The following is a 25,456-nucleotide window of genomic DNA, read 5'->3' on the forward strand; positions in this document are numbered from 1 at the left end:
GGTTCAGGGCCACCTCCCCTGCCCTCACGCCGCGGCCTGCGGCACCGCGTCCCGCGGCTGGGGCTCCGCCTTGTGCGCGGCAGGGGACGCCAGCTGCCCGCTGAGCACGGGCAGGGCCACCTTCACTGCCACCGTCAGCAGCATCAGCCCGAAGGCCCAGATGCCCGCGGTAATCTTCCACTCCGTGACGGTGGGCACGTACTCCACCATCTCGTGCAGGGTGCTGGGCACGAAGCCGGGGATGATGAGCCCCATCCCCTTCTCAATCCAGACTCCGACGAAGGCCAACACACACGCCACGTTCAGCACCGTGATACGCCGCCGGCTCGCCGGCAGGTGCAGCAGCACCGCCGAGGCCACGTTGCACGCCACCGCCGTCCAGATCCACGGCACCAGCGCGTGGTGCCCGTGCAGCCCGAAGAACAGGTACCGCACCGGCCCGGCATGCGCGCCCCCCGTGTAGAACGCGGTGAACACCTCCGAGCCCAGCATGAAGAGGTTGAGCAGCACCGTCACCCGCATCACCGACGTCAGCGTGCGCCCCGGCCCCTCTCCAATCGGCAGCCCGGTGAACCGCCGGATGACCTGCAGCAGCAGGATGACGAACGCCGGCCCCGTGATGAACGCCGACGCGATGAACCTCGGCGCCAGCAGCGCCGAGTTCCAGAACGGCCGTCCCCCCAACCCGCTGTAGAGGAACGCCGTCACGCTGTGGATGGACACCGCCCAGAAGATGGAGAGGAACACGAACGGCAGGTACCAGCGCTTGCGAGGCTTCAGCCCCAGGAAGCGCATGTACAGCAGGTACCCGCAGACGTGCAGGTTCAGCAGCAGGTACCCGTTGAGCACCACCACGTCCCACGTGAGCATCGACACCGGCCAGTTGAACCGCCCCACCCCCGGAATCAGGTGCCACGCCCGCTCCGGGTGCCCCATGTCCACCACGATGAACAGCAGGCTCAGCGCAATCGCCGCCACCGCGAGCAGCTCGCCCACCAGCGTGACGTCGTGCATCTCATGGTCGTGGTACAGGTACGCGGGGATGACCATCATCACCGCGCCCGCCGCCAGCCCCACGCCGAACGTGAAGTTGGCCACGTAGAGCCCCCAGGACACATGGTCGCTCATGCCCGTGAGCGCCATGCCATCCGCCAACTGGCGGGCCCACGCGTTCGCCCCCACCAGGCAGATGGCGGTCAGCACCGTCATCCACACGTAGAAGCGCCAGCTCCCGTCGGTGCTCATCCACAGCAGCCGTCCGAGGAAGCGGGGGTAGTCGAGGACGTGACGGGACGCGGCCATGGCTCACTTGTCGAAGAAGTAGAAGAAGCGCGGACGCGTCCCGAGCTCTTCCTTGAGGACGAACACCCGCTTGTTCTCGAGCACCCAGCGGATGGGGCTCTTCGGGTCCAACAGGTTGCCGAAGACGCGCGCCCCGGTGGGGCACGCCTCCAGGCACGCGGGCAGCCGCCCCGCGCGCGTGCGGTGGAGGCAGAAGGTGCACTTCTCCACCACGCCCTGCGGGCGGATGCGGTTGGAGAGGTAGCCCTGGTCCGGGTTGATTTCCTCCGCCGGCACCTCGGGCTTCGTCCAGTTGAAGCGCCGCGCGTGGTACGGGCACGCCGCCTCGCAGTAGCGGCAGCCGATGCACCAGTTGTAGTCCACCACCACCACGCCGTCCTGCTCCTTCCAGGTGGCCTGGACGGGACACACCTTCACGCACGGCGCGTTGTCGCACTGCTGGCACTGCACCGGCAGGTAGTACTTCCCGGGCGCCGGCACCGCGTGGTCGTAGTCCGCGTTGCCACGCTCCATGTCCAGGCTTCCCTGTTCCATCTCCAGCACGCGGATGTACGAGTTGCCCGTGCGCCGGTCGTGGTTGTTCTCCTGGTGGCACGCCTCCACGCATTTGCGGCAGCCAATGCAGATGCTGAGGTTGAGCGCGTAGCCGAAGGAGACGCCCTCCTGCGGCGGCAGGTCCTGGATGGTGACGTCGCGGCCGTACTCCCGCTTCGCGTCCTTCTCCAGCCGCCAGAGCACGGCCTTCATGTCCGAGGGCGTGAGTTCCTTGTAGTGGCGCTGGAGGAATGCGTCGAGCGACAGGTCCTCCGTCCACTCCGTCAGCGGAGCCAGGGCATGGGCGAAGGCGGCGGCGCCCAGCGTGGCGCCGGCGCCCTTCAGCGCGGTGCGGCGGGTGACGTCATTCATGGGCGTGGCTCTCGCTCTCGGGAGGAGGGTGCAGGGGGCGGGGCGGCATGACCGGGAGCGCCCCGGCGTACTTCGGCGCGTGGGGGTCGTGGCAGGACACGCAGTTGTTCCGGGTGCGGTCGCCGCGGGACAAATCCCAGTGGCCCGTCATCCCGCCGTGCGCGCCCGCCCGGAAGTCGCGCGCCTGGGGCCCATGGCATTGCGAGCACAGCGTCACCACCTCCGTCATCGGCAGCGGCTCGCCCGTCGCCAGGTGCAGCGACTGGGGCGCGTCGGCCTGGTGGCAGGACGTGCACGCGTTCGTCCCATGGCGGAGCTGGAGCCCGCGGTGGAACGCCTGGAGCGCCTCGGGCGCGTCCGGCATCCGCGCAGGCGCCTTCAAGGAGTGGCATGTCACGCAGGGCACGCGCAGCGGCTGCCCGAGCGCGTCCACCTCGCCGGATTCGATGGAGGTGAGCTTCGCCGGCACCAGCACGGTCTCCACGCCCCGGGTGGCACCGGGCGCCGGCTGCGGGCGCCGGGGCACGTCCCGGTCGCACCCACCCAGCGTGAGTGCCACGAGCACGGACAGCAGGGGAATGGAGGAGGTCTCGGCCACGACGCCCTCCAAAAGCAGTGTCCATGCCACGGGGTTTCACGGGGGCCCGCGCGAGGCGGCCCGCGCACGGCCGCGCATCTCTTGCCTGAGACACCACCCCCCATGCAGCTTTTGCGCGTGCGCGGGGCTCGCACGGCGCGAAGGGCGCTGGTCCACCTCTTGCTCAAGGCCTCCATGGACTGGAGCCACCATGACCTTCAGCAGCCTCGTGCTCACCCTTGAAGACTCCGCGGAGCAGCGGGCCGGCGTGCTCGGTCGGCTGGAGCGGGACGCGCGCATCACCGTGGGAACCCCCTTCGAGGAGCGCTGGCTCCCCGTGGTGGTGGAGACGCAGACCCCCGAGGAGGGCGAGTCGGTCGCGGACTTCCTCCGGGACTTGCCCGGGGTGCGCTTCCTGGACGTGGTGATGGTGGACTTCTCTGGCGGGGAGTGCTGAGCGATGGACCGGCGGGACTTCCTCAAGAGCACGGCGATGACCGCGGCCACCCTGGCCGCCAGCAGACTGGCGTACGGCCAGGCGCCCACGGCGGCACTTCCCGTGTCGGGCAGTGGCGTGAAGTGGAACAAGGCCCCGTGCCGCTTCTGCGGCACCGGCTGCCACGTCCAGGTGGGCGTGGAGGGCGGCAAGGTGGTGGCCATCGCCGGTGACCCGAAGGCCGAGGTGAACAAGGGCCTGTTGTGCGTGAAGGGCTACCACGTAGGGCTCGCGCTCTACGGGAGCGACCGCCTCACCCAGCCGCTGTTGCGCAAGGGCGACAAGCAGGTGCCCATCTCCTGGGACGAGGCGCTCGACCTCATCGCCAGCCGCATCCAGAAGGACCCGAAGGGCTTCGCCCTCTATGGCAGCGGCCAGTGGACGATTCCGGAGGGCTACACGGCCTCCAAGTTCGTGAAGGGCGGGCTGGGCTCGAACCAGCTCGACGCCAACGCGCGCCTGTGCATGTCCTCGGCGGTGACGGGCTTCCTCGCCACCTATGGCGTGGACGAGCCCGCCGGCTGCTACGACGACCTGGACGCCTGCGACGTGCTCATCATGTGGGGCAACAACCCCGCGGAGATGCACCCCGTCCTCTTCTCCCGCGTCATCGACCGGCGCTCGCGCGGCGAGAAGGTCACCCTCATCGACATCGGCACGCGCCGCACGCGCACCAGCGCCTTCTGCGACCACGTCCTGCGCTTCAAGCCGAACACCGACCTGGCCATCGCCTGCGGCATCGCCCACCTCCTGGTGGAGGCAGGCACCTGGGACAAGGCCTTCGTCGAGGCCCACTGCGCCTTCCGCGCCCCCAGCGAGCCGGCCACGCTGCAGGGCAAGGCCATCACCTTCGAGGAGTACCGGGCGCTGCTCGCCCCCTATACGCCCGAGCACGTGGAGAAGCTGTCGGGGGTATCCCAGAAGGACCTGCGCATGCTGGCGAGGCTGTTCGGCCGCCGCGACGTGCGCATCACCAGCCTGTGGTGCATGGGCGTCAACCAGCACACGCGCGGCACGGCGATGAACTCGCTCATCCATGGGCTGCACCTGCTCAGCGGCCACTTCGGCACGCCGGGCAACGCGCCCACCAGCCTCACCGGACAGCCCTCCGCGTGCGGCACGGTGCGCGAGGTGGGCACGCTCTCCCACGCGCTCCCGGGCGGCCGCGTGGTGGCCGAGGAGAAGCACCGCCACCAGATGGAGGACCTGTGGAACGTGCCGCCCGGCCGCATCGCCGAGACGCCGGGCTACCACACGGTGCAGATGTGGGAGCGCTTCTCCACGCCCACCGAACAGGGCGGTGACATCCACACCGTCTGGGTGCAGGTGACGAACCCGGCGCAGACGCTGCCCAACCGCCACAAGCTGGTGGACCCGAGCCGGAAGCTTCCGGACAGGTTCCTCATCGTCTCGGACGCGTACCCCACGGAGACGACGCGCATCGCCGACCTCGTGCTGCCCTCCGCCATGTGGGTGGAGAAGAACGGCATGGTGGGCAACTCCGAGCGGCGCACCCAGCAGTGGTTCAAGATGGTGAACCCGCCCGGCCAGGCCCGCGATGACGCCTGGCAGCTCATCGCCGTGGCGCACCGGCTCTTCGAGCGCGGCTTCGAGGGCATGAAGGACCGGGACGGCCGCTTCCTCTTCGAGGTGAAGAAGGACGGCAAGCCCGTCCCCATCTGGGACTTCGCGCACTACTACGACGTCAACGTCGACGCGCACCTCTTCGAGGAGTACCGGAAGACGACGCGCATCAAGCACAAGGACCTGGCGCCCTACGAGGAGTACGTCAAGGCGCGCGGGCTGCGCTGGCCCGTGGTGCAGCAGCCGGACGGCAGCTGGCGCGAGACGCGCTTCCGCTTCTCCGGCTTCGACGACCCGTACGTGGAGAAGGGCCGCGACATCCAGTTCTACCACTCGCCCACGCACGACCACCGGGCGCAAATCTGGTTCAACCCATACGAGGCGCCTCCGGAGTCGCCCGACGAGGAGTTCCCGTTCTGGCTGTGCACCGGCCGCGTCATCGAGCACTGGCACTCGGGGACGATGACGATGCGCATTCCCCAGCTGCAGCGGGCGATGCCGAGTGCGTACCTGGAGATGAACCGGGCGGACGCGCGGCGGCTGGGCGTGGGCAACGGCGACGTCGTCACGGTGGAGACGCGGCGGGGAAGCCTGGAGCTGCCGGTGTGGCTGGGGGGGCGGGGTGAGCCGCCGGAGGGCTCGCTCTTCGTGCCCTTCTTCGACGAGCGGCTGCTCATCAACGAGCTGACGCTGGATGCGCACGACCCGTTCTCCAAGCAGCCCGACTACAAGAAGTGCGCGGCGCGCGTGCGCGGCCGGAAGAAGAGGAAGGAGGCCCGCGGATGAGCGGCGCGCCCCACGGTGGAGGCCCGGGGCTTCCGGCGCGCTGGCTCCACGTCGGGGCCGGCGTCGCGGTGGCGCTCGCCATCACCGGGTATGTCGCGGGCACGCGGCCCGCTCCGGAGCGGCCAGAGCCGCTCTCTTCGCCGCAGGGGGCCGCCACGGCCGAGCGGGCGCCGAGCTACCAGGAGCTGCGGGAGGCGCGGCGCGGGGACAACGCGTGGATGTACCACGGGGCCATGGAGGCCCTGCGGCAGGGACTGGACCCGCTGCAGCCCACGGCGGTGGCCACCGTGGAGCAGCGCGCCCGGGCGGTGGAAGCCCGCAAGGCCCACCGCGCCTATGACGGAGCTCCGCCGACCATTCCGCACGAGGTGGACCAGCTGGGCACGCCCGGGTGCCTGTCCTGCCACGGGCAGGGCATGAAGCTGGGAGAGCGCATCGCGCCTCGCATCAGCCACCCGCCGTACCAGAGCTGCAACCAGTGTCACGTGGTGGAGGCCGCGCCGAAGCCGCTGGCGGTGTACCCGGACGTGCCAGTCAACCGCTTCGTCGGACGGGCGTCGGCCGGAGCCGGAGCGCGGGCGTGGCAGGGAGCGCCACCGACGATGCCTCACTCCGAGCACATGCGCTCGGAGTGCTCCTCGTGCCATGGCCCCACGGGAAGGCCGGGCCTGCGCACGTCGCACCCGGAGCGGCAGAGCTGTGTGCAGTGTCACGCGTCCTCCGCGGCGCTCGACGGGCGCGAGCCGCCGGCGGGGCTGCTGGATGCCACGCCGCCTCCGGGGTCGGTGGCGGGGAGCGCGCCATGAGTCAGCAACAGCCAGGGCTCAGCCGCCGCGCGCTGCTGGGGCTGTTCCGCCGACCGCGAGCGCCAGAAGCCCCCGCCGCGCAGGTGCCGGCTGCGCTCACCGCTCCCGCTGACACGCAGCCTCCGGCCTTCTCGCTCGAGGCCTTCTATGCGAACCGGGCCCGTTCCGGAGAAGCGACCCTGGACGGACGCATCCCCGCCTTCTCGCTGCGCGAAGGACCGCGCGACGTTGCTCCGCGGCCGGGGACGCCCAGGGAGGCTCCGGTGTTTGGCGCCACGGTGCGCGTGCGCACCCAGCTGTGTCTGGCCTGGCAGGGGACGTTCTGCACGACCTGCGTGGAGCAATGCCCTGTCGAGGGCGCCATCATCCTCGAGCTGGGGCGGCCACACGTCGTGCCGGAGCGCTGCAACGGGTGCGGCACCTGCGTGCGCATGTGCCCGGCGCCCCTCAACGCCTTCGAGCTTCGCCCCGCGGAAGCACCGGGAGTCCCCTCATGAGCGCCACCTTGGACGCCAAAGCCCTCCCCTCACTCCAGCAGGCAGACCTCGATGCCGCGACGTTGGCCCGGCTCGTCAGCGACATCCAGAGGCTCGCCGTCGTGGACGAGGTGCTGCTGAAGGGCGCAGACGCCAGCATGGCCTCCACCCAGCGCCGCACGCTGGCCGAAGCGGTGGACGCGCTCCAGCAAGGCCTGGTCATGGGCGTGCAGGTCCGCTACCGCTACCAGGGACAGTCCTGGTGGGACACGCTCCTGCGGGCGCCCCAGGGCATCCGCCTCGTCCGCATCACCCACGACCTGGAGGCCGCGGGGAGCCGGTAGGGGCCTCGTCCGGGCCCCCCGGGCACGACGTCAGGGCTCTTCGGGGGCGTCGGCCGCATCGTGGCCGCCCGGCGGAGCGGGAGCTGCTCGCTCCCTCGCGCCCGCACGTTCTGCGGGGAAACCCGCGGGCTCGCACATCCTGCGCCCCGACGGTGGAGCGCACGGGGCGATTCCCTCCGGAGGCGAATGGCACAGCCCCTGCTTCAAGAGCGGGCGTGCCCCTGGAGAACCGCATGTCCGCCCTCGCACGACCTTCCCTCGGCCGTCTCGTCACTGGCACCCTCGCCGCCCTGGGTGCCCTCGCTCCGTTGGCCGCTTCCGCCGCGCCCGCCCCCTACTCGCTGCCCTGGCAGCTGCGCCCCGCCGCGCCCGTGAATGTGGCGCGGCTGGACACCTCCGTGGCGGTGTCGCACCCGACGGTCGGCGTGCCGGACACCGTCACCACCGCCTCGATGTTCCTCCTCAGCTACAAGGTGACGCCGAGCTTCGCCCCCCTCGTGCGCGTGGGCGTGGTGCACAACACGCCCGGCGCTGGCGACTCCGGCACCGCGTTCATCAACCCGGTGCTCGGCGGCACCTATGGAATCCCCCTCGGCGACTCGCTGCGCCTGGCCCTCTTCCTGGGACTCACCGTGCCGGTCGGCATGGGTGGAGGCAACACGCCGGAAATGGCGGTGGCGGCGGCCGCGCGCTCGGGCATCCTCGCGCGCTCGGCCATGGACAACGCGATGTTCGCGGTGAATGACTTCACCGTCTTCCCCGGCGTGGAGCTCGCCTACGTGCGGGACGGGCTCACCGTGCAGGCTGAGGCCACCGTGCTGCAGCTCACACGGGTGCGGGGCGAGGCGGTGCAGGCGGATTCCTCGCGCACCAACTTCACCGCGGGCGTGCACGTGGGCTACTTCGTCGCCCCCTGGCTGTCGCTCGGCGCGGAGGTGCGCCACCAGCGCTGGCTGTCCACCCCCTCCTCGGTGACGACGCAGGCCCTGCGCGACAACACCACCGCGGCGCTGGGCACGCGCTTCCACGTGAAGCTCGGCGACACGCTGACGCTGCGGCCCGGCCTCTCCTACGCCCTGCCCTTCGACGCGCCCATGAAGCCGCAGCACTACGGCATCGCGCAGCTCGACCTCCCCCTGAACTTCTGACGACCATGCTCGTTCCGCTCCGCTTCGCCACGGCCGCGCCTCCCACTGACACCGGGAGTCCCTTCGGCATGCTGCGGGAGTGCCACGGCCGCATCCGCACCTTCCTCGCGCTGGCGCGGCGGCTGGTGGAGGCGGACGGTGCCCGCGACGCGGAGGTGGCGGACGCCGCCCGGAGTCTCGTGCGCTACTTCACGCTCGGCCTGGGCAAGCACGTGGCGGACGAGGACCTCTCGCTCGCCCCCCGCCTGCGCGCGCTGCCGCTGCCCCCGGAGGTCCGTGAAGCGCTGGGGGTCATGGAGGCGCAGCACCGCGTCATCGACGCGCGGGTGGACGGGCTGGTGGCGCGGTGGCGGCAATTGGAGGCCTCCCCCACCCCGCGACCCACATCGCTTCCCGCCCTGCGGGAGGACACCGACGCGCTGACCCTCCTGATGGAGGAGCACCTCCAGCTCGAGGAGCGCGTCCTCTTTCCCGTGGCCGAACGCCTGCTGGCGCCTCGGGAGCAACAGGCCCTGCGTGAGGAGATGCGCGCCCGCCGAGGAATGATGCCATGAGCCCCACGTCCGCCGTCCCGTCGCCTCGCATCGCCACGCTGCGCCGTGAGCCCTACCGCCTGCTCTTCCCACTGGGCGCCCTGCTCGGCTGGGCGGGCGTGGGCCACTGGCTGCTGTTCGCGCTCGGGATGAACGTGGGCTGGCGCGCGGCCTTCCATGCGCTGACGCAGGTGCAGGGCTTCATGATGTGCTTCGCCCTGGGCTTCCTCTTCACCTTCATCCCGCGCCGCACGCGGACGGAAGGGCCCGCCCTCTGGCAGCTGGGGCTGGCCATGCTGCTGCCGGTGGCGGTGACGGCCTGCGCATGGGCGGGCGCATGGGCAATCTCGCAGGGTTTCTTCGTGGCAATGCTGGCCCTGCTGCTGGGCTTCGTACTGCCACGCGTGCTGCGGCCCGGAGGCGGCCTGGGTGTCCCCGAGGGCATGCTGTGGGTGCCCATCTCGGTGGGGCTCGGGCTCGTGGGCTCGCTGCTGCCCGCGTTCGGAATGGGCTGGCCGCACGCGCTCGGCTCGGCGCTGCTCACCCAGGGGCTCTTCACCGGGCTGGTGCTGGGCGTGGGCGGGATGCTGCTGCCCATGTTCCTGCATGGCCAGCCCCCGAAGGTGGAGACAGGCACGGAGCGGCGGCTGCTCCAGGGGCTGCACCTGGCGGCGGCGGGTCTCTTCGTCCTCTCCTTCGTGCTGGAGCAGGCCGTGTCCTCGCGGCTGGGGCACGGTGTGCGCGCGGCGGTGGTGGCGGCGGCGCTGGTGGGCCCGACGGCGCTCTGGCGTCCGCCCTCGCAGCCGGGCCTGCACCGCTGGCTCATCTGGCTGTCGGCGTGGCTGGTGCCGGTGGGCGATGCGGTGGTGGCCTTCGAGCCCCTGTGGCGCACGGCGGGGCTGCACGTGGTGTTCCTCGGAGGCTTCGCCCTGATGGCCCTGGCGGTGTCGGTGCACGTGGTGCTCGCGCACGGCGGAAGGCCGGCGCAGCTTCATGGGCGGCCCTGGCAGGTGGGGGCCATGGGCGCCCTACTGGGCGTGGCGGTGGTGGCGCGCGGGCTGATGGCGCTCGCGCCCACGCGCTACCTGCTCTGGATGGGCACGGCCGCGGCGTGTTTCCTCGCCGCCACGCTGCTGTGGGCCCACCTGCTGCTGCCGGCCATGAAGGGCGAGCCCGTTCCCCACTGAGGCAGCGGCGCCTTCCCGCATCATCTGCGGCGTCGTGCTCCGGAACGCACGACCTGCGCGCCTCGAAGGCATCCTCCGAGGGAGGGGCTCGGCACGGTTCCTGCCTTGGATGAAGGGGGTGCCAGACGGGCTCGTCGCCGTGGTGGATGACGCGCCCGCCGCTGGCCCGCTGTGAAGGAGCCTGCCATGCAACCCATCCCCCAGACCCGGTCCATCCCCGGTGCCACCCCATTCGACGAGCGCCCCACTGAGCGGCCCGCGCCGAACCCGTGCACCGTGGACGAGGTGATGACGCGCAACGTGGTGACAGTGCCCTTCGACATGCCGCTGCAGGCAGTGGCGGAGCTGCTGCTCGACTGCGGCATCAGCGGCGCGCCCGTGGTGGACGACGCGGGCCGGGTGCTGGGACTGGTGTCGAAGACGGACCTGGTGCGCTGGCAGATGGATGACGGCGAGGACCTGGACCCGCGCGACGTCGAATCCGGCCAGTCCGTGGAGGATGCCACCACGGCCGCGGACGTCATGACCAAGGGCATCGTCATCGTCCAGGCGGGCACCTCCCTCTCGGAGGCCGCCGGGGTGATGGCCCGCGCCGGCGTGCACCGTGTACCGGTGGTGGACGCGGCGGGCATGGTGGTGGGCCTCGTCACCAGCATGGACTTCGTGCGCTGGGTAGCCGGCCTGCCGTGAGCCCACGCCCCGCCGGCCGCCGCCCGCGCAACGCCTTCACGCTGGCTGCGCGGGCAGCGCCAGGGGCTCCACGATGGCGCGTCCCCCGTGCAAGATGCAGAATCCAGCTTTCTCGCGCGGAGCAACCGATGATTCTCGCCACGTGTCACTGCGGTCGCGTGTCGCTCGAAGTGCAGTCCGAACCAACCGAAGTCACGGACTGCAATTGCTCCATCTGCCGCCGCTACGGCGTGCTGTGGGCGTACTACCCGACTCAGCATGTCCTCATTCGTACCGAAGGGGCTGCCCAGGACACGTACCAGTGGGGTGAGAAGAAGATTGCCTTCCATCGCTGCACCCACTGCGGCTGTGTCTCGCACTGGGCTGCGCTCGACCCGGCGCGAGATCGGATGGGCGTCAACGCCCGGCTCATGCCGCTCGAGCTGCTATCGAAGGTGCGCGTACGGCACCTCGACGGCGCCGGCACCGAGCAGTACAGCGACTGACCTTCTTCGCATCCCCCTCCGTCGCGGCCAGGGACAGGCTCCTTTCCCGATGTCGAGGCCGAGCCCCTTGGGGCACACTGCGGCGTCGAAGACGGCGAGGTCCGCCTGCAGCCCCTGCCCTCCCTGGCCCTGGGTGTGGGTCCCCCTGTAGTAGAACGCCCCGCGAAACCCCGTCAGCCCGCGCGGCTGATGCACGCGTGAAGGGCGTACATGGCATCCCTGAAACAGCTGGCGTTCCGGATGGCGAGGTCCCCCGCCTCGGGCTCCCTGGTCCGCTTCGGCTTCGCGCACGCGGACCGGCTCCTGCCGCTCACCACCGTGGACCGCTCGGAGCTCGCCGCCCTCTACCGCCACCCGCGCCCCTGTTACGGCAGCTTCCATCACATTGCCGTTCCCCTGCGCGCCGTGCCGGATGTCTTCGCCCTGGCCCACCCGCGCCATGCCGAGCTGCGCGCCAACCTCTTCGCGCTCATCGCCAGCGCCCAGCGCAGGGCGGCCTCTTCGGTGCTCGTCAACGCGGGCCCCCGGCAGGACGTCGGACAGGTGCACTTCCACCTCACGGACGGCTCGCCCTTCAGCGACGCCGTGCGCTCGGAGCGCCTCACCTGGCCGGACTGGGACGAGGCCATCCGCGCGCTGGCCTCCGTCCCCGACATCCGCGAGCGCTACCGCGCCGGCATGTCCCTGCTGCAGGACGCGGGAGACCCCCGGGTGCGCCTCATCTGACGCCGCCGCGCGGCGCCGCCGTGGGGGACCAGAAGCCCGCCAGCGCACCCGAAGAGTGGGCCTCGGTGTAGCGGCGCAGGTCCTCCGCGTTGTCCACTTCGAGCCAGCCAGACGCGATGGGCACGGCGTGAATCGCCACGCCGTCGGAGATGAGGTCCTGGAGGAAGGCCGTCATCGAGGTGTTCCAGTACCGGGCGTCCTCCGCCACGCGGCGGTCGAAGCGCTCATAGAGCGAGTGCAGGACGCCGGGCCCGAAGCGCAACAGCCCGATGTACTGCCCCTGCACCCGCTCCACCGAGCGCACCCGCGAGCCGATGTCGGTGATGCGCTCGCCTTCCAGCCGCAGCGACTCGCAGTCCGTCGTGGGGTCCTCCATCCGCAGCTCCCAGAGGCGGCGCCACTGCGTGTCGATGGCGACGTCGACGTCGCGCGACGCGGACAGCATTGTCCCGAGCACCTCGCGCGAGAAGACGATGTCTCCATAGGCGACGATGACCGGCTCGCTCCGGGACAACACGGGCAGGCTGAAGCGCAGCGTGGCGACCATGTTGCCGGTGGTGTAGGCCGGGTTCACCACCACGCGCACGTCGCGCCCCTGCTGAATCTGCTCGGGGTACGCACCGGCCATCACCGTGACGTCGACACCGAAGTGCCTGTACACGGCCAGCTGGTGGTCGAGCAGCGGCGCTCCCGCCAGCTCCACGAGACACTTCGGACGGTTTGCCGCCAGCGGGCCCATGCGGGTTCCCAGCCCCGCGGCCAGAACGATTGCTCTCACAGGAAGTACGCCTCCATGTATTCGAGGACTGCCGGAAGGTGACGGGGCTCGCGCTCGGGATGCCAGAGGACTCCGAGCGAGCGCCGCTCCGCGCTCGCGAAGGCCTCCACGACGCCATCCTCCGAGCGCGCGACGATGTCCCACCCCTCGGGGATGGAGCCCGCCTCCACGCCCCAGTGATGGAAGCTCGCCACGTCCGCCGGGCCCCGCCACGCGTCGGCGAGCGGGCCCCTCAACGCGTGGCGCACGCGCACGTGGGACTCGACACGCACCAGCCGCATCCCCGCGGCCAGCGCGAGCATCTGCGCGCCACGGCACACGCCGAGCAGCGGAGTGCCCGTCCGGGCGGCGAGCGCCATCAGGACCGACTCCGTCTCGTCCCGCGCTGGAACGCCGTCCTGTCCCGTCCCCGGCGCGTCGTTGCCGCCGGTGAGGAGGACGAGCCCCGGACGGAGGGCCTCGAACTGCGCGGCCGCCGCGGCGGCCACGTTCACCGCGGGGAACGGCATCCAGCCCGCCTCCCACAGGCACTCGGCCCAGGACGCCTCCAGCGCGTCTCGTAGCTCCGGCCGACCCGGAACGCAGTCCCTGCGCTGGGTGACGAGGACAGCGCGGCGCTCACTCATGGACGAGCCTGCGCCCACCGCAGTCCAGCGTCATCACCCGCCCGCTCGCCAGCCGCCGGAGCTGCTCGCGGCCCACGCCGATGGCGGCGGGCAGCTGCAGCTCGGTGCAGCGTACCGCCATGTGCGAGTTCGCGCCGCCATACGCCGTGACGATGCCGGCCACGCCGAGCGCGAGCAGGCCGTCATAGCCGGGGTCCGCGCGCTCCAGCAGCACGATGGTGCCTCGCACGCGCTCCGCATCCGGCAGCCCGTCCGCGACCAGCACCGGCGCGCGCACGCACGCCTTCGTCACGAACAGGGGCTGCTCGTCGCTGCTCACGTGGAAGAGCAGGTGGTACGTGCGGACGAGGACGTCCGGCAGCTCGATGAGGTTGATGTCGGCGGCATGCTCGCGGGCCTCGTCGATGGCGTCGCGGCAGCGGTGCCGCGCCTCGGCCGCTGGCAGCGCCATGGCGGCCTCCACCTGCTCCAGTGACAGGTGCGCGAGGTCGTCCCGGTCCAGGCCCAGCGGCGCTCCCCAGCCGGCGATGTGCTCGAGCACCGCGCTGAGCGTGCGGGTGAACACGTGCTTGCCGTACTCCCGGCCGGCGATTGCCGCGCCGAGGTGCCCGAGGAACTCGTGGCTCGACAGCTCGAGCCCCGCGTCCCGGAGGCCCGCGCCGATGCGCTCCTGGAGGCGCTGGGAGAGCGGCGCCTCGTGCCTGGCCAGCTCCTCGGTGCCCGAGATGAGCGGGCCGAAGTAGCGCTCGGGGTCCGCGGCATAGCGTGGAGTGCGCAGGTCATAGGTGCCCGGGCGCAGGTGGCCGAACTCTGCGACGAGCGCCTCCAGGCTCAGCTCGCCCCGTCGCACGCGGAGCGCGTCCGCCTGTAGCTGTCCGGCCACCGTCCGGATGCGCTGGAGCACCTCGCGCTGCTCGCCCGCGTCCAGCACGCCCTCGCGCACGAAGCTCTTGAGCAGCGCCGTCACCACGAACGCCGTGCGCGCCAGGTGTGCGAATGGGAGGGTGCCCAGCTCCCGCAGGCGCTCGAGGACGGGGCCGGGCCCGCCACCGAAGCCCGGCGCGAGCGGGTCGGCGCGCAGCCGCTCCACCCGCTCCAGCCGCGCGGGCAGGCCGCGGAGCCCGTTGAGCGTGATGTCCCGCAGGGCCACGGCCAGCGCGTCCAACTCCCCCTCCCCCACGTCGGGCAGGTAGAGCCGCCGGAGCCGCTCGCGCAGGCCGAGGCTCGCGCACGTGTCGGCGATGTCGAACTCCACCTTGTCGTGCAGCTGGGGGTCCTCGGCAAGCCGGGCGAGCTGGGAGGAGACGAGGACTGCCGCCACGTGCGCGGGCGTGACGGCCGGGATGAATGAATTGAGGGAGGCCCGCACGTCCACGTAGGCGTGCCCGGCGAAGTCCCGCAGCAGGGGAACGCCACGCAGGTCCCGGTAGCCGTACTGCGCGCGCTGCTCCGCCCAGGTCCGGTCGGTGATGAGCCTGCCGTAGAGGGAGCGGGCCAGCGGCAGCGGGCGCCGGCCAATCATCTCGGCGGGGTTCCAGTCCGTCATCGTGCTGTAGACGGGCCCTTCGCCGACGACGGGCCCTCTGGGAGGGACGAGCTTCTGGTGCGCCGTGCAGGCATCCGCGAGGAGCCTCGCGCGGCGGACCTCGCTCCCCTCGGGGAGCCCCGTGCGTCGGGTGATGGGACGCACCTGGAAGAGGTGGAAGTCACTGCCCGCCAGCGCGAACTCGAGGTCCAGCGTCTCCACGCCGGTGAGCTTCACCAGCTCGCGGCCCACGGTGACGACGCTGCGGAGCGAGCCCGGGAGCAGGCCCTTGGGGACGCCGTGCTCCACGTACGCGGAGGACGGATTCTCCAGGGCCCCGGAGGTAATCTGGTCCGTGCGCCCGCTGTGACGGTCCGACGCCACCACCCAGTAGGACGCGAGCGTCTCCGGGTGCCGCGTCATCAGCACGCCGCTCTCGTCCACGGGGTGGACGTAGTCCTGGAGGAAGACCTTCTCGGACTCCGCTCCCCTGCCATACGAGCCGAACACGTCCGAGATTGCGCGGCCGAGCGCCTCCGCGTCGCCCGCGTCCACGTCGAGCACCGAGAGGAAGCGCCCCGCATTCGACTCCGCCCACGCATCCTCCGCCGAGCAGGAGGAGCGGACGACGACACGCCCGATGCCGAAGCGCTCCCGCACGCGCCAGAGCACGCCGCCACGGTCCACCGCCCACTCCTGGCCCCGCACGATGAGCGGCCGGGAGATGCGCCACGGCCCGTGCAGCTCCGAGAGGATGTCGAGCGTGCGCGCCTTGTCACCCAGCAGGAGCCGGCCCACCGGGGCGAGCGGCTCGCTCGTGGCCTCGTCCTCGCGAAGCTCGAGGTGCACCACGTCTCCCGAATTCCCGAGGCGCGCCGCCACCGCGTCCAGGTCTCTTCCCCCCTCCAGCTCCCGGCGCACTGCCTGGGTCCGCCCGAGGATGAAGCGGCACTCGCCGCGCCAGGTGGCGATGACGGCGGAGGCGCTCCGCAGCGGAACGTGCAGCACGCGCGGCCTCAGGAGCACCGTCCCCTTGAAGGCGAGCGTCAGCGGCGCGCCGCCGTGTGCCGCCGCGAGCGTGTCCAGGGTGCGCTCGGCCCAGGTACGCATGGAGGCGTGCGCCGGCCCGATGGCCAGCACCCGGCAGTCGCGGAGGCCCTCGGTGGGGGTGTCGAGGCGAAGCGTGGCGGTGTCGGATTCACGGAGTGTCACGAGCAACCTCGCGCGAGCGGACGTGGAGCGCGCCGCGAGTGCGGCCGCACATTGCCGCCCCTGTCCACGTGTGGTGGATTCGATGCATGAGAACCTTCGCCACGGATGAGCGGCTCGCGTACCGCCGGGCGGGCAACGAGCTTCAGCCCCGCCCTTCCGAGGACCATGTCCTCTCCTACGAGTACCGGCTGATGCAGTTGCCGCTGGCGCGGCCCGACCACCCGGAGGTGGTGCCGTACGACGTCAAGGCCGGCTACGACTGGATGGGCACCTACCGCGCGCCCCGCATCTCGCTGGTGGGCTTCGTGGACTTCGGTGCCTTCGCCCAGAGTCCCCAGTTCAACCGCTTCATGAATGCCGTCGCCATGACGGCCGCGGCGCGCAAGATTGCGTGGGACATCGTCGAGCGGCGCAAGTACCGACACCACTTCACCATCTGCAACGGCCTCCACGAGCGGATGCCCGCGCAGGACATCGTCCCCTTCGTGAAGCAGCGGCTGGAGGGCTTCCCGCGCTTCCGCATCCAGGTGAAGGGCGGCTGGTTCTGGGGCAAGAAGAACGGCCGGATGTACTTCCCCGTCTACCCGGAGCTGACGGACGGCCCGCAGCCGGTGGACCACCTCACCGCGGTCCAGATGCGCCTGGAGCACGCGCTCCACCCCGGCTTCTACATCGGCTGCCTGCAGCTGACGGACCACCTGCGCTTCAACTCCGAGCTGGACGTGCACGAGGCGAACGAGCTGTTCAGCGTGCTCCAGCGCTTCCGCGAGACTGTCATCGTGGAGCTGGAGGTGAACGAGCTCACCATCCTGCGCACGCACGACGACCTCATCCTCAAGAGCCGCGCCCTCGAGCGCGTGCCGCTGGCGGGCTGAGGGGCTCATTCGAACTCCTGGAGCGCGCTGCGCAGGAGCACGCGCTCGTAGGCGTTGCGGACCAGGGCCCCCACCGGCCCGATGAGCTGCGTGAGGTCCGTCTCGCGGTACAGCGTGGGCTGGTGGAGCAGCTCCAGCACCTCGGCGGCCAGCCCCGGCTCCACGCGGTAGTCGAACAGTCCCGGCCGGCGCGGGTGCGCGCGCCCCGCGCGGACCGACTCCTGCACCAGCGCCGCCTCGTCGGCCACGACGCGCAGGTACAGTTCGCGGGACGCCGCGTGCTCGGCACGGTGCGCGGCGAGCTGGCCCGCGGCCTCGCGCCACAGCCGGGGCAGGCCGTCCGGGAAGGGGGCAATGAGCTCCACCTCCTCGGCGAGGCGGAGGCGCAGGTGGACGAGGAACTCCACGGGCGAGGGGCGCCAGGCCCTTCCCACCAGGGCGCCCGGCAGTTGCTGGGAGGGGGACATGGCGCGCCGGGTGGGACGCCCGGCCGACTCGAGGAGCAGGCGCAGCTCGCGCGGGTCGAAGGCCGTGGCGGCCTCTTCAATCGTCGCGCGCGCGTCGTCCGAGGAGTGCATGAGGCTCAGCGCGCGCGTGGGGGCATGCAGCCGGCTGCGCAGGTGGTGCGGTGCGCGCTTGCGCGGGTCCGCGGACCCCTTGAGCGCCTTGAACGCCGCGGAAGCCGACCGCCCGGGGGTGTGCAGCAGCAGCGCGTAGGAGGGCTCGAGCAGGTAGACCTCGCTCGGCACGGCCCACGTCTTGTCGAGCGCGATGGGCCGGTTGGGGCTGTACACCGCCTCGATGCTGCTCTGCGTGTACTGGACAAAGCGCCGGTCCACCGTGCGGAAGCCCTCGCTCGCGAGGAAGGCGAGCGCCTCCTCGGCGAGCCCGAGCCCGAGGGCGTACGGGTCGAAGAACGTGAAGACGAGCTCCTCGCTCGCCGGACGCGAGGCGAAGGCCTCGACGAGGCCGGATACGCTGGCGAGGTTTCTCATGTGAGGTCTCCGCTCCCGGGTTCCACCAGCCACACCGCCTCGGCCGGCGCGAGCACGACGTCTCCCCTGCCCTGACGGCCTCCGAGCAAATCCCTCCACTCACGCAGCGGTGAGCGAACGGTCGCGGGCTCGACACCGAGATTCACGAGCACGTGCAGGGGCTGGTGCGCATGGCCCCGCGTCAGATGGAAGACGTGGGAAGCCGCCATCCGCGCCTCGCAGCCACCGTCCTCCCGGAGCGCGGGCAGCCCGTCGCGCAGGCGGATGAGGCCGAGGAGGGACTTCAGGATGCGCGCATGCACCGGCTGCCGGATGAGCGCGCGGAGCGCCGCGTATGGGTAGCGGTACCGGTTCGCGGCGCGGGGGTTGGAGGGCTCGACACCCACCGCGTCCGGCAGTCCGAAGAGCGTGGGGAAGTAGAGCGAGGGTGTGGCCGGTAGCGCGAACAGGAGCGCGTGCGCGGCGAGGTAGCGCTCGACGTCGAGGCCCGCCTCGGTGGAGAAGATACGGTGCAGGGAGCTGTTGAGCTCGTACGGCTGAGGCTCGCCCCGCACGTCCGCGTGGGACACCCAGACGTTGCTCCGCTCCAGCCGCTCCAGCACCCGCCGCAGGGTGCGCGCGTCGAGCGGCGGGTCCATGGGGCGCAGGTGCACGCCGTCATGCGTCTGGAGGAAGCCGTACCCGTCACAGCGGTGTGCGTCGGACGCGGACGCGTTCACCCAGTCCACCAGCGGTCCGCCCTCGCCAACGAGCGCGGCGGCGAACACCAGCAGCGGCACCGCGAGGTGGTTGTCGTGCTGCGCCAGGTCCGCGCCCAGGTAGCACCGCTCGCCGGAGCGGTGGTCGGTCTCCGCGAGGAGGCCCACCGAGGGGTCCACCAGGTCCGCCACCGCGCGCAGCGCGCGCACCAGCACCTTCGCCTCTGGCTCGTGCGGCCCGCCGGGGACGCGCTTCCACACGTGGGGAATGGCATCCAGGCGGACGACGCGCGCGCCTGCCTCCACCAGCCGCAGGAGCGTCCGCGCGATGAAGGCGAAGACGTCCGGCGAGGTGTAGTTGAGGTCCACCTGCGAGCGCCCGTACGTGCACCACGCCCACACGGGGCCGCCCGCGGTGTCGAAGCGCTGGAGGAGCGACGAGGTGCGCACCCGCGTGCCCCACTCGAGGGCCCGCGGCTCGGAGAACAGGTGGAAGTCCTCCCGGTTCCCCTCCCCGCGCAGCACGCCCTGGAACCCCGGGTGCGCGGTGGACACGTGGTTCATCACCAGGTCGAGCATCAGCCCACCGCTCGACTCCGACAGGCGCGTCAGGTCGTCCCATGCGCCGAAGCGGGGGTGCACGGCCTGGTGGTCCACCACCGCGAAGCCGTCATCCCCGTCCGACACGTAGGGCGGCAGCACGTGCAGCAGGGCCGGGCCCACGCCCCCCACCTCCTCGTCGAGGAAGCGCCGCAGCGCCGCGAGCGGGGCCAGGCCGCCGTCCAGCACGTGGTCCGGGTACACGGCGATGACGGCGGCTCTCTCGCTTCCCACGACACGCCCGGGCCGGCGACGTGCGCGCACGCCGTCCGCCACCGCCGCCAGCTCCCGGGCGAGTGTGTCCGCGCGCTCTGCGCCATGGAGTCGGGCAAGCGCGTCCCGCAGCCGCGCCATCGGAGGGGCGCGGCCCGGTACGGCCGTGGTGCTGGAGGAGGTCATGCCTCTTGCTCGAGCACGTAGCCAATCTTGCCCTGCATGAACTCCACCGCGCGTGCCAGCTCCGGCTCTGCCGACAGGCGCACGGCGATGCGCTTGTGGAGCGCCTCGATGCGCGCGAGGCAGTCCCCGAGCGGACTCGCCGCGCAGTCCGCGAGGATGGCGAGCCCCTCTGCCAGCAGTCCCCGGTCCACCTCGCTCGCGGTGGCCATCGCCTTGCGCGACTCGACGATGAGCCACTTGCGCGACGCGCTGGAGATTCCGAGCGCCGCGAGGATGGAGACGAGCGCCTCCTCCACGGAGATGCGCGCCACGTGCCGGCTGGACTCCTCGTTGAAGGCGCGGTGGCTGATGGCGTCCTCCAGGTACTCGTGGACCTCCATGAAGTGGCGCACGGCGAGGTAGGTGGGCAGCAGCTCCACGAGGAACTCGTCCCGCCAGCTCGCCACGAGGTTCGGGTTGAGCAGGGGCAGGCCGGTGCGCAGGCGCTGGAGGAAGCGCAGCTCCGGGCCGTCGATGATGGGGATGAACTTGAGCTCGGACGGCTTGTAGAGCGCCGGCGCGATGGCGGTCATCCACGTCATGATTTCGGCGACGCGGTGGCGCTCGGCCAGCTCGATGTTGACCTCGATGCCGTCGCAGTACTGGAGCGCCTCGCTGAAGCGGCTGTTCTTGAAGCGCACGCCCTCCCTGCTCGTGACGAGCGACGTGCGGTGCGGAATGAGCACCATCAGGTCGACGTCCGAGCTGGGGGTGCCGTTGCCGGCCGCGAGCGAGCCCGTGAGCAGGACGCCGCACGAGGCGGGGTCGCTGACGAGCCCCGAGAGGATGTGCTCGAGGTCGACGCCGTGGGCGCGGAGCGTCTCCGCGGTGAGCGGCTGGCCGCTGGCGAGCTGATGTGTGCGCTTCATGATGCCACCTTCCCCCGTCCCTCGTGGGACAGCTGCAGGTCCGAGAAAACGTCCGCGCACGCGTCCGCGACGGTGCGCACCATCTGCTCCTCATGGGTCCGCATCACGCTCAGGCGGAGCAGCCCCTTGCCGGCCGGCGCGGCCGGGGAGACGACCGGGTTGGCGTAGATGCCCCGGTTCCAGAGCAGTCGCCACGCCTGGAGCGTGTCGAAGTCCGCGCCCACCTCCACGCTGACGATGGGACCGTCGGAGGGGATGGGGCGGAGCCCGCGCGCATGGAGCGCCTCGCGCAGCGACCGCACCCGCTCCTTCAGCTCGCGCACCAGGCCCGGCTCCGCCTGGAGGATGCGCAGGGCCGCGAGGGCCGCGGCCACCGAGGCCGGCGTGTTGGCGGCGGTGAAGAGGAAGGGGCGCGTCAAGAAGCGCAGGGCCTCGATCTGCTCCGCGTCGCCGATGATGGCGCCGCCGCAGGAGCCCAGGCTCTTGGAGAAGGTGATGGTGATGAAGTCCGCGTCCTGGACGACGCCCTCGTCCTCCACGGTGCCGAGCCCTCGCGTGCCCACCGTCCCGAGCCCGTGGGCCTCGTCCACGATGAGCGCCAGCCGCGAGGCCCGGCACACCTCGAGGAACCTGCGCAGCGGGGCCCTGTCCCCGCGCATGGAGTAGACGCCCTCGACGACGCAGATGCCGGGGTGGGTGTCCTCCGCCGCCTGGGCGAGGAGGTCCTCGGGGTCGTTGTGGCCGAAGCGCTTCATGTTGGCTCGCGCCAGCGCCACGCCGTCCAGGACAGAGGCGTGCATCTCCTCGTCCACCCAGGCGCGGTCATGGCGGCCGAGCAGCACGCTCATCAGGCCCAGGTTGGCGCCGTAGCCGGTGGAGAACACCAGGGCGCCGGTGCGGCCGTAGAAGCGCCGCAGCGCCTCCTCCAGCTCCTCGTGGAGCGCGAGGTTGCCGTTGAGCAGCCGCGAGCCCGTCACGCCCGCGCCCCAGCGGGCGGCGGCCTCCTGGGCGGCGGAGATGACGCGCGCGTCATTGGCGAGCCCCAGGTAGTTGTTGGAGCCGAAGTTGAGAATCTCCCGGCCCTCCATGCGGGTGATGGGGCCGGTGGCGGACTCCACCTTGGTGAAGTACGGCAGCCGGCCAATGCGCCTGCCAAGGCGGGCCTGGGCCACGCGCGGGTCGCCGAGCAGACGGCTGATGATGGGAGCCGGAGGACGGTCCGGAGTGTCTTGGTCAGGTGGTGTCATGTTTCAGGTCCCGGAAGTCGAACGCCAGGCTCGCGGCGGCCGCGCACACGGCGGTGAAGGTGAGGATGACGGCGGTGCTCTGGAGCACGACGCTCCAGCGGCCCTGGCCGAAGGTGGCCTCGTTGAGCGCGCGCAGGGCCCAGTAGTGCGGGGTGGCGTAGCCGAGCGTGCGAGACCACGCCGGCAGCGCGTCCGTGACGACGATGGCGCCGCCCACCGCGCTGAACGTCACGAGCACGAGGTAGGAGAGGTTGGAGAGCGTGGCGGTGCTGCGCGTGACGGCGAAGAGGAGGAACCCCAGCGCCGAGCCGCTCACCACCAGCGCCGCGCCGGTGAGCGCCACCTGCGCGAAGCTGCCTTGCAGTGGCAGGCCGAGGAACGCCGCCGCGAAGCCCGTGAAGAGCAGCAGCTGCACGAACGACATCGCGCACGCGGGCAGCACCTTGCCCATGGCGAACGCGAGCTTCGAGGGGCGGATCAGCGCCTGCCGGCCGTTCGTGTGGTACCAGAAGTCCCGGTAGAACGCGTGGCCCGAGTACGTCACCACCATGTAGCTGAACATCACCGCGAAGCCGATGGTGGCCCGGCCCATGGCGCCCGGCGCCGCCTCCAGCCCTGAGACACCGGGGCCGAGGATGGCGGAGAGGGCGGCGGGCAGGATGAAGATGAACACCATCGCCGTGCGCTCGCGCCACAGCACGCGCCACTCGGTCAACGCGTAGCCCGCCACCACATTGACGAACCCGGCCACCGCCTGGGTGGCGGAGCTTTGATTGGACTCCCTGAGCGGACTCATCGCTGCTCGGTCCCCTCAGCAAAGGAGCTGAGCGAAGGGTCCCTCAGCAGGATGTCGCGAAGCCTGTTGCCGGACAGGCGCAGCTCGGACAGGCGGACATCGGAAGGGAGCTCGCCGAGCTTCGCCCGGACCTCGTCCAGGCGGCCCGTGGCAAGCATGAGCTCCCACGAGGTGCTCTCGGACCGGGACGCGGAGCGCTCTGCCTGGAGCAACAGCGTGCGGGATTGGCTCGAGAGCACGGCTCCCAGTTCACCCAGGTCCCGCGTCGTCCCGTCCCGCAGCAGCACCAGCTCCGTGGACAGCTCCTCGATGTCCTCGGGGTAGTGCGCGGTGATGAGCACCGCGGCACCTTCCTCACGCCACCCGCGCACGCGTTTGACGACGAGCTGGCGGGCTTCGAAGTCGAGCGCGACGGTCGGCTCGTCGAGCAGCCGGATGGGCGGGCCGTGGACGAAGCTCGCCGCCAGGTGCACGAGGCGCCGCTGCCCACCCGACAGGTGATGCACCCGCGTGCGGGCAATGGAGCCGAGCGAGAACTCCTCGATGGCTCGACAGATGGCGGCCTTCGCCTCCGCGCGCCTCAACAGGAGCGAGGCCAGGTGCCCGACATTCTCCTCCACCGTCAGCATGGGGTAGAGCGCGAGGGCCTGCGTCGCGTAACCGATGGCGCGACGCGCGGGCAGCGCCCCCACGTCGAGCCGGAGCGAGCCCCCGGCCGTGCCCCGCACCGTGCGCGTGAGGGCGCCCAGCAGCGTCGTCTTGCCCGCGCCATTGGCGCCGAGCAACCCCACGGAAGCCCCCGCCCTCAAGCAAAGGGACGCGTTACGGAGCACGTGCGCTCCACGGGTGTAGGCGAAGGACAAGCCCTCCGCACAGAGCAGGACAGAACCGTGCATGACGCTCACGAGGTACCAGGAGCCCCTGACACAAACGGGACTCCCAATGAAAACGATGATTTCGAGATGACCGGCATAAAGCGGGAACCCTTGAAGAGGCTCTACCGCGCCGATCTGACATCCAGCATGCGGGCAGCACCCGCCAGGCCGGACCGCGTCACGGTCTGCGGCCCGGGGTCCGCGCGGGAATCACGAAGCTCGAACTGCGTCAGCGGCGCTGCTCCCGCTTCACCCCTCAAAGTCTGGGAATGCTTGCGGCATGGCGGGGAACGCGCGCCTGCGGACGGCGCGTGACAGGTTTCCGGCCTGTCTGGTCCCATCGTTGCACGGCTCGCCTGGCGCCTTCACCGAGCCTTGCCACGTTGGCACCCCGCGACCCCGCACGTCTCGCTGACAGCTACCGACCTCCCGACAGGTGCTCTCGTGCCTCGCCAGCCTCGCACGCGCGCTGGAGGCCACGCGTGCAGTGGGCGGCGTGCACAGGGACGTGAAGGGTGACAACGTCCTGGTGAGGGAAGTGGATGGACAGCCCTTCCTCCTCGACTTCGGCTCCAGCCACTACCTTGGCGCCGCCACGCTGACCTGGCCGCCCTTCCCTCCTGGAACGCCGGCATACCGCTCACCGGAGGCGTGGCGCACCGTGATGCTCCCCTCCCCTGCCCCCGCCGTGCCCTACGCACCGGGGCCGTCGGATGACGTCTTCGCACTGGGCGTTACCGGCTATCGGCTGGTGACCGGCGAGTACCCTCCCTCGCTGGGGTTTGATGACGAGGGCGCTCGCATCTGGAGCCTGGAGGGCTCGGGGCCGCGCGCTGCGCGAGGCCTCAACAGCCGCTGCAGCGTGGAGTTGAGTGTTCTCGTGTCTCGAATGATGTCCGTGCGTCCGGAGGCGCGTGGCAGCGCAGGCGAGCTGGCTGAAGTGATGGAGAAGGCCGCGCGCGAGGCAGGGCCGGAGGCGGATGAGCCCCTCTTCGACCTGGAGGAAGCCCGGCCCGTGGCGGTACGTGCATCCTCGCGGCGCGTTTCGCTCAGGGGTCGAGAAGAGAGCAGGAGACACTGGCGCATCGCGGTCGGTGCGGGAGTGTCACTGGTCTTGGGAATCGGTTCGCTGATGAGTGCACGGCCGGGAAACGCGCCCACGAACGCTCAAGTCTCGGCACGACTGGAGGCGAAGGACGGCGGCGCCGTGGCTGTCGGGGACTCCGCGCTGACGGCACCCTTGTCCGCCAAAGCAGCAGCACCGTCCGCGTGGTCGACCATCGCCCTCGACATGCCCCCCAAACCCTTCCCCGGACAGCAGCGGCCAGATTCCAGCGGTCGCTGTCCTCGCAAGGGGCTGGTTTCCATCCATGGCGGCTGCTGGATGAAGCTGGCCCTGGCCTCGAAGGACTGTGACGAGATCGGCTACGTGTACAAGGAGGCTTGCTACGCGCCCTTCTTCCCACCCGCTCGCCCTTCCACCTCGGGCTCCGCGGACTGAGAGGTACGCGCCCGCGCCGGAATCAGATGCGCGCCGTCTACCCGCATTGTGATGGAGGCGGCGGGAATCGAACTCGCCGCTGGAGGCTTCCGGCGAGAGCGCTCCAGATCGGTCGAGAGCGGTTTTCGTAGGAGTTCCAGCCGATTACGCCGCGCCCTGCCCCATGCCGAGCTGTGTTGAGAGCGCTCCAGCCCGGGGCTGCTGTAGCGTGTCCCTCCTGTAGCGCGAAGCGGGCGCAGGTGACGGCAGTGCACCTGGTGGAGCGGGTGCTGCCACACGTGCCCTACCGTCAGTGGACGCTGTCCTTCCCGCACCGGGTGCGCTGGGCGCTGTTGAAGGACAGCGGGCTGCTGTCGGATGTCCTCACCGTCTTCC

General features: G+C 71.2%; 25 protein-coding genes. 13 read left to right on the forward strand and 12 right to left on the reverse strand.

Annotated elements, in window-relative coordinates; genetic code table 11:
• Positions 1-24: 24 nt before the first annotated feature.
• The 3 genes from dsrP to G4D86_RS50395 are packed head-to-tail and all read right to left on the reverse strand — an operon-like array spanning position 25 to position 2,806.
• Entirely contained in the window at positions 25-1,302 is a 1,278-nt protein-coding gene (gene dsrP / locus G4D86_RS50385) for a sulfate reduction electron transfer complex DsrMKJOP subunit DsrP (RefSeq protein WP_205520415.1), read from the reverse strand.
• Between the two features lie 3 nt (positions 1,303-1,305).
• Complete coding sequence (locus tag G4D86_RS50390) at positions 1,306-2,208, reverse strand: 4Fe-4S dicluster domain-containing protein (protein WP_164002860.1); 903 nt, start codon at positions 2,206-2,208, stop codon at positions 1,306-1,308.
• Entirely contained in the window at positions 2,201-2,806 is a 606-nt protein-coding gene (locus G4D86_RS50395; protein ID WP_164002861.1) for a hypothetical protein, read from the reverse strand. Before G4D86_RS50395 ends, G4D86_RS50390 begins: the two co-directional genes overlap by 8 nt.
• A gap of 190 nt (positions 2,807-2,996) precedes the next feature.
• Between G4D86_RS50395 and G4D86_RS50400 the strand changes: the two genes are divergently transcribed.
• From G4D86_RS50400 to G4D86_RS50450, 11 genes are all read left to right on the forward strand, one after another.
• Positions 2,997-3,242 carry a hypothetical protein gene (locus G4D86_RS50400; RefSeq protein WP_164002862.1) on the forward strand — a complete coding sequence of 82 codons (246 nt, stop codon included), beginning with the start codon at positions 2,997-2,999 and terminating at the stop codon, positions 3,240-3,242.
• Positions 3,243-3,245: 3 nt separating this feature from the next.
• Positions 3,246-5,651, forward strand: coding sequence for a molybdopterin-dependent oxidoreductase (locus G4D86_RS50405; protein ID WP_240360945.1), 2,406 nt, complete (start codon positions 3,246-3,248; stop codon positions 5,649-5,651).
• A complete protein-coding gene (locus tag G4D86_RS50410) occupies positions 5,648-6,457 on the forward strand; it encodes a nitrate reductase cytochrome c-type subunit (RefSeq protein ID WP_164002863.1) in 810 nt (269 codons plus the stop codon). The genes G4D86_RS50405 and G4D86_RS50410 overlap by 4 nt, the downstream gene beginning before the upstream one ends.
• Positions 6,454-6,954 carry a 4Fe-4S binding protein gene (locus G4D86_RS50415; RefSeq protein WP_164002864.1) on the forward strand — a complete coding sequence of 167 codons (501 nt, stop codon included), beginning with the start codon at positions 6,454-6,456 and terminating at the stop codon, positions 6,952-6,954. The genes G4D86_RS50410 and G4D86_RS50415 overlap by 4 nt, the downstream gene beginning before the upstream one ends.
• Complete coding sequence (locus G4D86_RS50420) at positions 6,951-7,277, forward strand: hypothetical protein (protein WP_164002865.1); 327 nt, start codon at positions 6,951-6,953, stop codon at positions 7,275-7,277. Before G4D86_RS50415 ends, G4D86_RS50420 begins: the two co-directional genes overlap by 4 nt.
• A gap of 233 nt (positions 7,278-7,510) precedes the next feature.
• Positions 7,511-8,425, forward strand: coding sequence for a hypothetical protein (locus G4D86_RS50425; RefSeq protein WP_164002866.1), 915 nt, complete (start codon positions 7,511-7,513; stop codon positions 8,423-8,425).
• 5 nt (positions 8,426-8,430) lie between these two features.
• A complete protein-coding gene (locus G4D86_RS50430; RefSeq protein WP_164002867.1) occupies positions 8,431-8,979 on the forward strand; it encodes a hemerythrin domain-containing protein in 549 nt (182 codons plus the stop codon).
• Complete coding sequence (locus G4D86_RS50435; protein WP_164002868.1) at positions 8,976-10,145, forward strand: NnrS family protein; 1,170 nt, start codon at positions 8,976-8,978, stop codon at positions 10,143-10,145. The genes G4D86_RS50430 and G4D86_RS50435 overlap by 4 nt, the downstream gene beginning before the upstream one ends.
• A gap of 186 nt (positions 10,146-10,331) precedes the next feature.
• Positions 10,332-10,835 carry a CBS domain-containing protein gene (locus tag G4D86_RS50440; protein WP_164002869.1) on the forward strand — a complete coding sequence of 168 codons (504 nt, stop codon included), beginning with the start codon at positions 10,332-10,334 and terminating at the stop codon, positions 10,833-10,835.
• A gap of 128 nt (positions 10,836-10,963) precedes the next feature.
• Positions 10,964-11,320, forward strand: a complete 357-nt coding sequence (locus G4D86_RS50445; protein WP_205520416.1) for a GFA family protein — start codon at positions 10,964-10,966, stop codon at positions 11,318-11,320.
• Positions 11,321-11,530: 210 nt separating this feature from the next.
• A complete protein-coding gene (locus G4D86_RS50450) occupies positions 11,531-12,046 on the forward strand; it encodes a homoserine O-succinyltransferase (protein ID WP_164002870.1) in 516 nt (171 codons plus the stop codon).
• Here G4D86_RS50450 and G4D86_RS50455 read toward each other — a convergent pair.
• Genes G4D86_RS50455 through G4D86_RS50465 form a run of 3 tightly spaced genes read right to left on the reverse strand, consistent with a single transcriptional unit; the run spans position 12,039 to position 16,187 of the window.
• Positions 12,039-12,824: a phosphocholine cytidylyltransferase family protein gene (locus G4D86_RS50455; RefSeq protein WP_164002871.1), complete on the reverse strand. Its 786-nt coding sequence runs from the start codon at positions 12,822-12,824 to the stop codon at positions 12,039-12,041. The genes G4D86_RS50450 and G4D86_RS50455 overlap by 8 nt on opposite strands.
• On the reverse strand, positions 12,821-13,450 hold the full coding sequence (locus G4D86_RS50460) for a gamma-glutamyl-gamma-aminobutyrate hydrolase family protein (protein ID WP_164002872.1): 630 nt from the start codon (positions 13,448-13,450) through the stop codon (positions 12,821-12,823). Before G4D86_RS50460 ends, G4D86_RS50455 begins: the two co-directional genes overlap by 4 nt.
• Positions 13,443-16,187, reverse strand: a complete 2,745-nt coding sequence (locus G4D86_RS50465) for a PEP-utilizing enzyme (protein ID WP_164002873.1) — start codon at positions 16,185-16,187, stop codon at positions 13,443-13,445. The genes G4D86_RS50460 and G4D86_RS50465 overlap by 8 nt, the downstream gene beginning before the upstream one ends.
• An 86-nt stretch (positions 16,188-16,273) precedes the next feature.
• Here G4D86_RS50465 and G4D86_RS50470 point away from each other — a divergent pair, with 86 nt between their 5' ends.
• Positions 16,274-17,062, forward strand: a complete 789-nt coding sequence (locus G4D86_RS50470) for a hypothetical protein (protein ID WP_164002874.1) — start codon at positions 16,274-16,276, stop codon at positions 17,060-17,062.
• A gap of 5 nt (positions 17,063-17,067) precedes the next feature.
• On the opposite strand, the gene G4D86_RS50475 is transcribed toward G4D86_RS50470, so the two are convergent.
• From G4D86_RS50475 to G4D86_RS50500, 6 genes are read right to left on the reverse strand one after another with little or no spacing between them, the layout of a single operon-like run.
• Complete coding sequence (locus G4D86_RS50475) at positions 17,068-18,057, reverse strand: nucleoside-diphosphate kinase (protein ID WP_164002875.1); 990 nt, start codon at positions 18,055-18,057, stop codon at positions 17,068-17,070.
• Complete coding sequence (locus G4D86_RS50480; RefSeq protein ID WP_164002876.1) at positions 18,054-19,754, reverse strand: alpha-amylase family glycosyl hydrolase; 1,701 nt, start codon at positions 19,752-19,754, stop codon at positions 18,054-18,056. The genes G4D86_RS50475 and G4D86_RS50480 overlap by 4 nt, the downstream gene beginning before the upstream one ends.
• On the reverse strand, positions 19,751-20,662 hold the full coding sequence (locus G4D86_RS50485) for a nucleotidyltransferase domain-containing protein (protein ID WP_164002877.1): 912 nt from the start codon (positions 20,660-20,662) through the stop codon (positions 19,751-19,753). The genes G4D86_RS50480 and G4D86_RS50485 overlap by 4 nt, the downstream gene beginning before the upstream one ends.
• Positions 20,659-21,909: an aminotransferase class I/II-fold pyridoxal phosphate-dependent enzyme gene (locus G4D86_RS50490; protein WP_164002878.1), complete on the reverse strand. Its 1,251-nt coding sequence runs from the start codon at positions 21,907-21,909 to the stop codon at positions 20,659-20,661. Before G4D86_RS50490 ends, G4D86_RS50485 begins: the two co-directional genes overlap by 4 nt.
• A complete protein-coding gene (locus tag G4D86_RS50495; RefSeq protein ID WP_164002879.1) occupies positions 21,896-22,705 on the reverse strand; it encodes an ABC transporter permease in 810 nt (269 codons plus the stop codon). The genes G4D86_RS50490 and G4D86_RS50495 overlap by 14 nt, the downstream gene beginning before the upstream one ends.
• Positions 22,702-23,601 (reverse strand): ATP-binding cassette domain-containing protein, encoded by a 900-nt coding sequence (locus G4D86_RS50500; protein ID WP_275899244.1) that lies wholly within the window; start codon positions 23,599-23,601, stop codon positions 22,702-22,704. Before G4D86_RS50500 ends, G4D86_RS50495 begins: the two co-directional genes overlap by 4 nt.
• A gap of 415 nt (positions 23,602-24,016) precedes the next feature.
• Here G4D86_RS50500 and G4D86_RS50505 point away from each other — a divergent pair, with 415 nt between their 5' ends.
• Positions 24,017-25,081, forward strand: a complete 1,065-nt coding sequence (locus G4D86_RS50505; protein WP_164002881.1) for a serine/threonine protein kinase — start codon at positions 24,017-24,019, stop codon at positions 25,079-25,081.
• Positions 25,082-25,456: the final 375 nt, after the last annotated feature.

Source organism: Pyxidicoccus caerfyrddinensis (assembly GCF_010894405.1).
GTDB lineage: Bacteria > Myxococcota > Myxococcia > Myxococcales > Myxococcaceae > Myxococcus > Myxococcus caerfyrddinensis.